Genomic DNA, 5,342 nt, shown 5'->3' with positions numbered 1-5,342 from the left:
GGTGCGATGTGCACCGGGCCCCGCTGGTGATCCGAGTGGACGATACAGGGATTGAACCTGTGACCCCTACCGTGTCAAGGTAGTGCTCTCCCGCTGAGCTAATCGTCCGAGGCGGAGACGGGAATCGAACCCGTGTACAGGGCTTTGCAGGCCCTTGCCTAAGCCACTCGGCCACTCCGCCAGGAGCATGAGTCCACAGCGAACGTCCACTGAAGACCCACAGAGCGGATGACGAGACTCGAACTCGCGACCCTCACCTTGGCAAGGTGATGCGCTACCAACTGCGCTACATCCGCGTACATCACTGACTTCGTGATGTTGAAACAACCTTATACGAGGGGTACAAGCGGGTTTCACCGGGGGTACCCGCACCGCCTTCGCGGGCCCCCTACCTCGGATTATTCAGCTCAGGTCGTTGGAGATGAGGTGCGTGAGCGCCTCGTCCACGTTGACCCAGAGGTGCTCGTTGCCCGGCACGACGACGTCGTAGGTGCGGTCGAGGAAGTCTGCGAGTTCCTGGGCGGACGCCTCGAACATGGCGTGCCCGGAAGGCGAGCTCAGCTCGATCACGACGACCTCGGGGTCGTCGGCTGCGGGGCGGATGCGGACGTCACCGTCGCCGGCGTCGGCGATGAGACCGTCTGCGAGCAGGTCGCGGGCGTACACCCACTCGACCCAACCGGCGCGGCCGGTGCGGAACGCGGCGACGACCGCGTACGGGTCCTTCGTGTCATATCGCAGCTCCACCTGAACCGGGACCGCGGGGGTCCTCGGCGCCAGCAGGTCGAAGACCGCTGTCGAGCGGAGCGTCACGTGATCGTTGCGCATCGTCGTTACCCTCTTCTCCCTTCCCGGTCAATGAAACGACCGAGCAGCTCAGTTGTGACGTGCATGTGGCGAGGAACGCTCGCGATTCTGACGCAGATCACCCCATCGGGTCAGTTCGACTGCGCAACGCGACCGTGTGCACGCGCTCCGTGGCCTCCTCGCTCGTTAGCCGATGTTCAGCGACTCCCATCTTGCTGGGTCTAACCTGAACCCGGTACCGGCTGTTGCGCGAATGTTGGACGTGAGGACTTCTCTGGTGGCTGACTCGCCCGGTCCACCCGTCGCGTCACGCGACGGCCGGCCGACCGACATCGACCTCGTGCACAGGCTGGCACAGGGCGATCGGGCGGCGTTCGGCGCGCTGTACGACAGGTACGGCACGCCAGCGTATTCGCTGGCCAGGCGCATCTGCGTCGATCCCGAACTGGCCGAGGACGTCGTCCAGGAAGCCTTCCTCGCGCTCTGGCGGCACCCCGCCAGGTTCGATCCCGCACGCGGCAGTTTCGGCACCTGGTTGATGACTTTGGTGCACCACCGCGCGGTAGATGCCGTACGTAAGGAAAACACCCAACGCCGCCGTACTGTTCCCCTCACGGACGATGTGTCCCCTCCCACGGAGGGTTCGGACCACCAGGCATTGGTCGGTGTGGTGAGCGCCGAGGTCAGAGCGGCTTTGCGAACACTGCCCGAGGAACAGCGCCAAGTAATTGCGCTGGCATATCTGGGCGGCTACACGCAGTGCGAGGTCGCAAAACTGACGGGCGTCCCGCTGGGAACTGTGAAATCGCGCACGTTCGCCGCGATCAGACGTCTGAGAGGCACGTTGGGGAACCTGTGGGCCGGGGAGACCGGCGAGACGACGGGAGTTCACCGGTGAACGGCGGCATGTGCCCCCACGAGGAGCTCGCCGTCGGCTGGGCGATGCACTCCCTGGAGCCGGACGAGGAAGCACTGCTCCGCGACCACCTGCCGACCTGCGCCACGTGCCGCGGCGCGGTCCGGTCGACGGAGGAGGTGCTCGCGGGCATCGGCGGCGCCGTCCGCCAGGAACAGCCACCGCCCCGCCTGCGCGCGAAGCTGATGGAACAGATCGAGCACACCCCCCAAGAGCCGGCCGTCGCACCGGCCCCGCGCCCCGCGGCCCCGACTCCCCTGCGCCCGCAACACCGCCGCCCCACCGGCCGCATGCTACTGGCAGCGGCAGCAGCCCTGGCGGTGCTAGCGGGCGGCGGCTACCTGGGCGTTCGAGTGAACCAGCTGTCAGGCGAGGTGACCGCCGCGGAGTCCCGCACCGACGACCTCAACAAGGCGCTGTCTCTGGCTGCGGACCCCGACACGAGCAAGGCGGTGCTGCGCTCCACGACAGGCACCGAGATGGCCGTGGTGCTGTCGAACCCGGACGCGGCCGCCGTGATGCCGCTGAACCTCGAACCGAACGACGACGGCCATGTTTACGTAGTTTGGGGTGCGAGCACGAAGGCGCCGGTACCGTTGGCGGTGTTCGACGTGCGCGCAGGATCGACCGACCCACAACTGCTCCCCTGGTCACCGGAAGCGCACAAGCACACGACCTTCGCGGTGTCGCTCGAACCGGGCCACCAGGCCCCTCCGACCCCGTCGGAGGTACTGGCAGGAGGCCAGGTTGCACCCGCCTGAGTCCCAACAGGATGATCGACACATGACGAAGCCCGATGCGAAGCCCGGAGAACACAAGGGCTGGCGCCACTGGTTCCACCGCAACCCGGCGCTGAACCTGGCCTACCGCATCGGCGTGGGCGTGATCGGCGGCCTGGTCCTGGTCGCGGGCATCATCATGATCCCGTACCCCGGCCCGGGCTGGCTGGTGGTCTTCGCCGGCCTGGCCATCCTCGCCACGGAGTTCGAGTGGGCGGGCCGAGTCCTGAAGTTCGCCAAGCGCTACTACGACCGCTGGGTGGAGTGGCTGAAGCGCCAGCCGGCCTGGGTCCGCGGCCTGGTGATGGCGGGCGTCTGCGCCATCGTGCTGGTCACCTGCTACTTCCTCAACGTGTTCGCGCTGGTGGGAGGCTGGTTCGGCCTCGAGTGGACCTGGTTGCAGAGCCCGATTTTTGGTTCTCGTTGATGATGTTGTAGGCTATGGTCACACCGCGAGAGCGGGACAACAGAACACGGGCGTTTAGCTCAGCGGGAGAGCGCTTCGTTCACACCGAAGAGGTCACTGGTTCGATCCCAGTATCGCCCACAGTGTGTTTTACCTGATCAGACGGCCTGTCGATGGATTCCATCGACAGGCCGTCTGCGTTGACAGCACAGAGCTGCCCTGCCAACCTCGGGTCTACGGACTGCGAATACGCAGGTCAGCGACCTATCGCCCATCCAGCCCGTGATCTATTGGCTTCTACCGAAGAGGTCACTAGGTTCGCTCTCGGGCATGATTCTTGCCCCACGGAGCCTCTGGCCTGCGCAGATCGAAGGTCTCTCGATGCCCTCGCTCCCTACTCTCGGAGCCTCGGTTGTAAAAGTGGTAGCAGAATCGCTTCGTTGCACGTTACATCAGCCCCCGTTGACGCGGGCATTCGAAGCAGACCAATCACTGCCTTGGCGGCGTCGCGTTCGAGTCCTAAAGGTATACGGAGCAGGCCGGCGCCGTCTCAGGCGGGCACGTTCCTAAGGTCTGCACTGGCCAGCATCTGTAGGTGGGCCTGTCGACGATCGCGACGCAGAGCCACAGGCCGTGAAATGCCTGCAACAGCAGTTGGGCGCTGTGCCGGTCGAACTCCGCGTAGCCCAACTCATCATTGATGCAGAGCAGATCGACGTGGCCTTAACGGCGCCAGTCTTAGTCAAGATCTTGTCGTTGGCAGCAGATTGAGCCAATCTGGGGACGAGATAACGACGAGGATCCGGCTGATTGGGAGCTGATCCCCGGAGTTCGATCGATCCTGACATGGTTCGGCCGCATGGCCCGCGCTCGCGGTCTGCGGCAGTACGACGATTGGGCGGCTGCCCGATCGTCGTTCAGAAGGTCTCGTTGGACTCTGCGGCCACGCGGAACCCGTGCCCGGTCTGGTCGTGGACGCACCGCATGCCGGTGGTCTCGGAGGTGCAGGTCATGCCCGAGACGGAAAGCGTGGCGCCGTAGGGCAGGACCTTCGAGTTGCCGTCGCTGAGCATCAGGCCGCCGGCGCACACGTAGTCGACCTTTCCGGTGCTGTCGACTTACATGCCGCCGCCCCAGTTGAGTCTGCAGGCGGCCGGTTTGGGCGGGATCGGCGTGGTGCTTCCCTGGCACGCCGCAGTTCCTGGCTGCCCGTCGTAGGGAGCGAGAATGCCGCACAGGAACCGCCCAGATGGTGAGTCGAAACTGGGCAGTTCCGGAGACTTCTGGTAGTCGGCGGGGTCGGCTCGAACCCGAGGGCGCCGTGACTCGACGTCTTCGTTGACCACGCCCGTGGCGACGTTGGGAGAGCTGGTTCGCCGACAGGTCGATCTTGTGGGAGAACGCGCCCCTCCTGTCCTCGTCGTGCGTCGACCTGCCGGTCCAGCCATGCACCATGAGCACCGGGGACGAACGGGTCTGCTGCACGAGTAGGTGACAGTGTGACCTGCCCCACCGGAAGGGTTCCAGTCGTTGTGGCTAACTGGCAGCGGTGATGGTGTCGTGGTCAGAGCGTAGTTCGTACTCGATCGGGGTGAGGTAGCCGAGAGCGGAGTGCCGGCGTCGGCGGTTGTGGAAGATCTCGATGTAGTCGAAGATCGCGTTGGCCAGCTCCACGCGGGTCTTCCATCTCTGGCGGTTCAGCAGCTCGATCTGCATCGATGACCAGAAGGATTCCATCATCGCGTTGTCGAGGCCGTCGCCGACGCTTCCGAAGGACGGCAGCAGACCGGCTGAGCGGATCTTCTCGCCGAAGACCCAGGAGGTGAACTGGGTTCCGTGATCGGCGTGGACGATGCCGCCGGGCTCGGGGCGCCGGTTGCGGATGGCCATGTCGAGTGCGTTGACGACCAGCGTTGAGTCCTGTGTGGAGTCGATCGACCACCCCACGATTCGACGACTGAACGCATCGAGGACCGCGGCGCAGTAGAGCCATCCTTCCCTCGTCCTGTGCTGGGTGATGTCGGTGACCCACAGTTCGTTTGGTTTCAGCCGGTGGAACTTGCGGTTCACCAGGTCGCCGGCGGTGGCGACGCCGCGGAGCTGTTTGACTCGCGCTGGCCCGGGAAGTCCGTGGATGCCGGCCTGGCTCATCAGCTGCCAGACAGTGCGTTCGCAGACGGTGATGCCCATGCCCAGAGTGAGTTCGGCATGGACCCGTCGATGGCCGTAGGTACCTCGAGAGGCGACGTGCACTTCGCGGATCACGCCGGTCAGCCAGCGACGTCGCAGCTCCGTCGGCGTGGTCGGTGTTCGTTTGGCTTTGTAGTAGTTCTGGCGCGCGATCCCGAGGACGCGACAGCATCGGTCGATGGGGATCCCGGCGTCGGCGAGCCTGTCGATCACCGGGTAGAACCTTTTGGGCGGGGACGATCCG

General features: G+C 65.1%; 6 protein-coding genes and 4 tRNA genes. 4 read left to right on the top strand and 6 right to left on the bottom strand.

From position 1 onward, the window contains the following. Positions 1–36: 36 nt before the first annotated feature. The 4 genes from ACFWGZ_RS39335 to ACFWGZ_RS39320 form a co-directional block, all read right to left on the bottom strand. A tRNA-Val gene (locus ACFWGZ_RS39335) sits at positions 37–108 on the bottom strand. A 1-nt stretch (position 109) separates the two neighbouring features. Next, positions 110–181: transfer RNA gene (locus tag ACFWGZ_RS39330), tRNA-Cys, on the bottom strand. A 42-nt stretch (positions 182–223) separates the two neighbouring features. After that, a tRNA-Gly gene (locus ACFWGZ_RS39325) sits at positions 224–296 on the bottom strand. A 106-nt stretch (positions 297–402) separates the two neighbouring features. Next, on the bottom strand, positions 403–828 hold the full coding sequence (locus ACFWGZ_RS39320) for an SsgA family sporulation/cell division regulator (protein ID WP_030477975.1): 426 nt from the start codon (positions 826–828) through the stop codon (positions 403–405). A gap of 256 nt (positions 829–1,084) precedes the next feature. Here ACFWGZ_RS39320 and ACFWGZ_RS39315 point away from each other — a divergent pair, with 256 nt between their 5' ends. The 4 genes from ACFWGZ_RS39315 (at position 1,085) to ACFWGZ_RS39300 (ending at position 3,049) form a co-directional block, all read left to right on the top strand. Beyond that, positions 1,085–1,705, top strand: a complete 621-nt coding sequence (locus tag ACFWGZ_RS39315) for an RNA polymerase sigma factor (protein WP_382456682.1) — start codon at positions 1,085–1,087, stop codon at positions 1,703–1,705. Next, positions 1,702–2,484: an anti-sigma factor domain-containing protein gene (locus ACFWGZ_RS39310; RefSeq protein WP_382456681.1), complete on the top strand. Its 783-nt coding sequence runs from the start codon at positions 1,702–1,704 to the stop codon at positions 2,482–2,484. The genes ACFWGZ_RS39315 and ACFWGZ_RS39310 overlap by 4 nt, the downstream gene beginning before the upstream one ends. 22 nt (positions 2,485–2,506) lie before the next feature. Next, positions 2,507–2,929, top strand: a complete 423-nt coding sequence (locus ACFWGZ_RS39305) for a TIGR02611 family protein (RefSeq protein ID WP_382456680.1) — start codon at positions 2,507–2,509, stop codon at positions 2,927–2,929. A gap of 48 nt (positions 2,930–2,977) precedes the next feature. Further along, positions 2,978–3,049 (top strand) — tRNA-Val (locus ACFWGZ_RS39300). A 776-nt stretch (positions 3,050–3,825) separates the two neighbouring features. Here the strand turns inward: ACFWGZ_RS39300 and ACFWGZ_RS39295 are convergent. Then, on the bottom strand, positions 3,826–3,999 hold the full coding sequence (locus ACFWGZ_RS39295) for a hypothetical protein (protein WP_382456679.1): 174 nt from the start codon (positions 3,997–3,999) through the stop codon (positions 3,826–3,828). Between the two features lie 445 nt (positions 4,000–4,444). Then, positions 4,445–5,342, bottom strand: an 898-nt coding sequence (locus ACFWGZ_RS39290; protein ID WP_382456678.1) for an IS3 family transposase, incomplete at its 5' end; no start/stop codon positions are given.

The sequence above is a fragment of the Lentzea sp. NPDC060358 genome (assembly GCF_042725365.1).
Lineage (GTDB): Bacteria > Actinomycetota > Actinomycetes > Mycobacteriales > Pseudonocardiaceae > Lentzea.
Note: the sequence above shows the minus strand (reverse complement) of the source record. Positions and strands in the feature narration are given on the sequence as shown.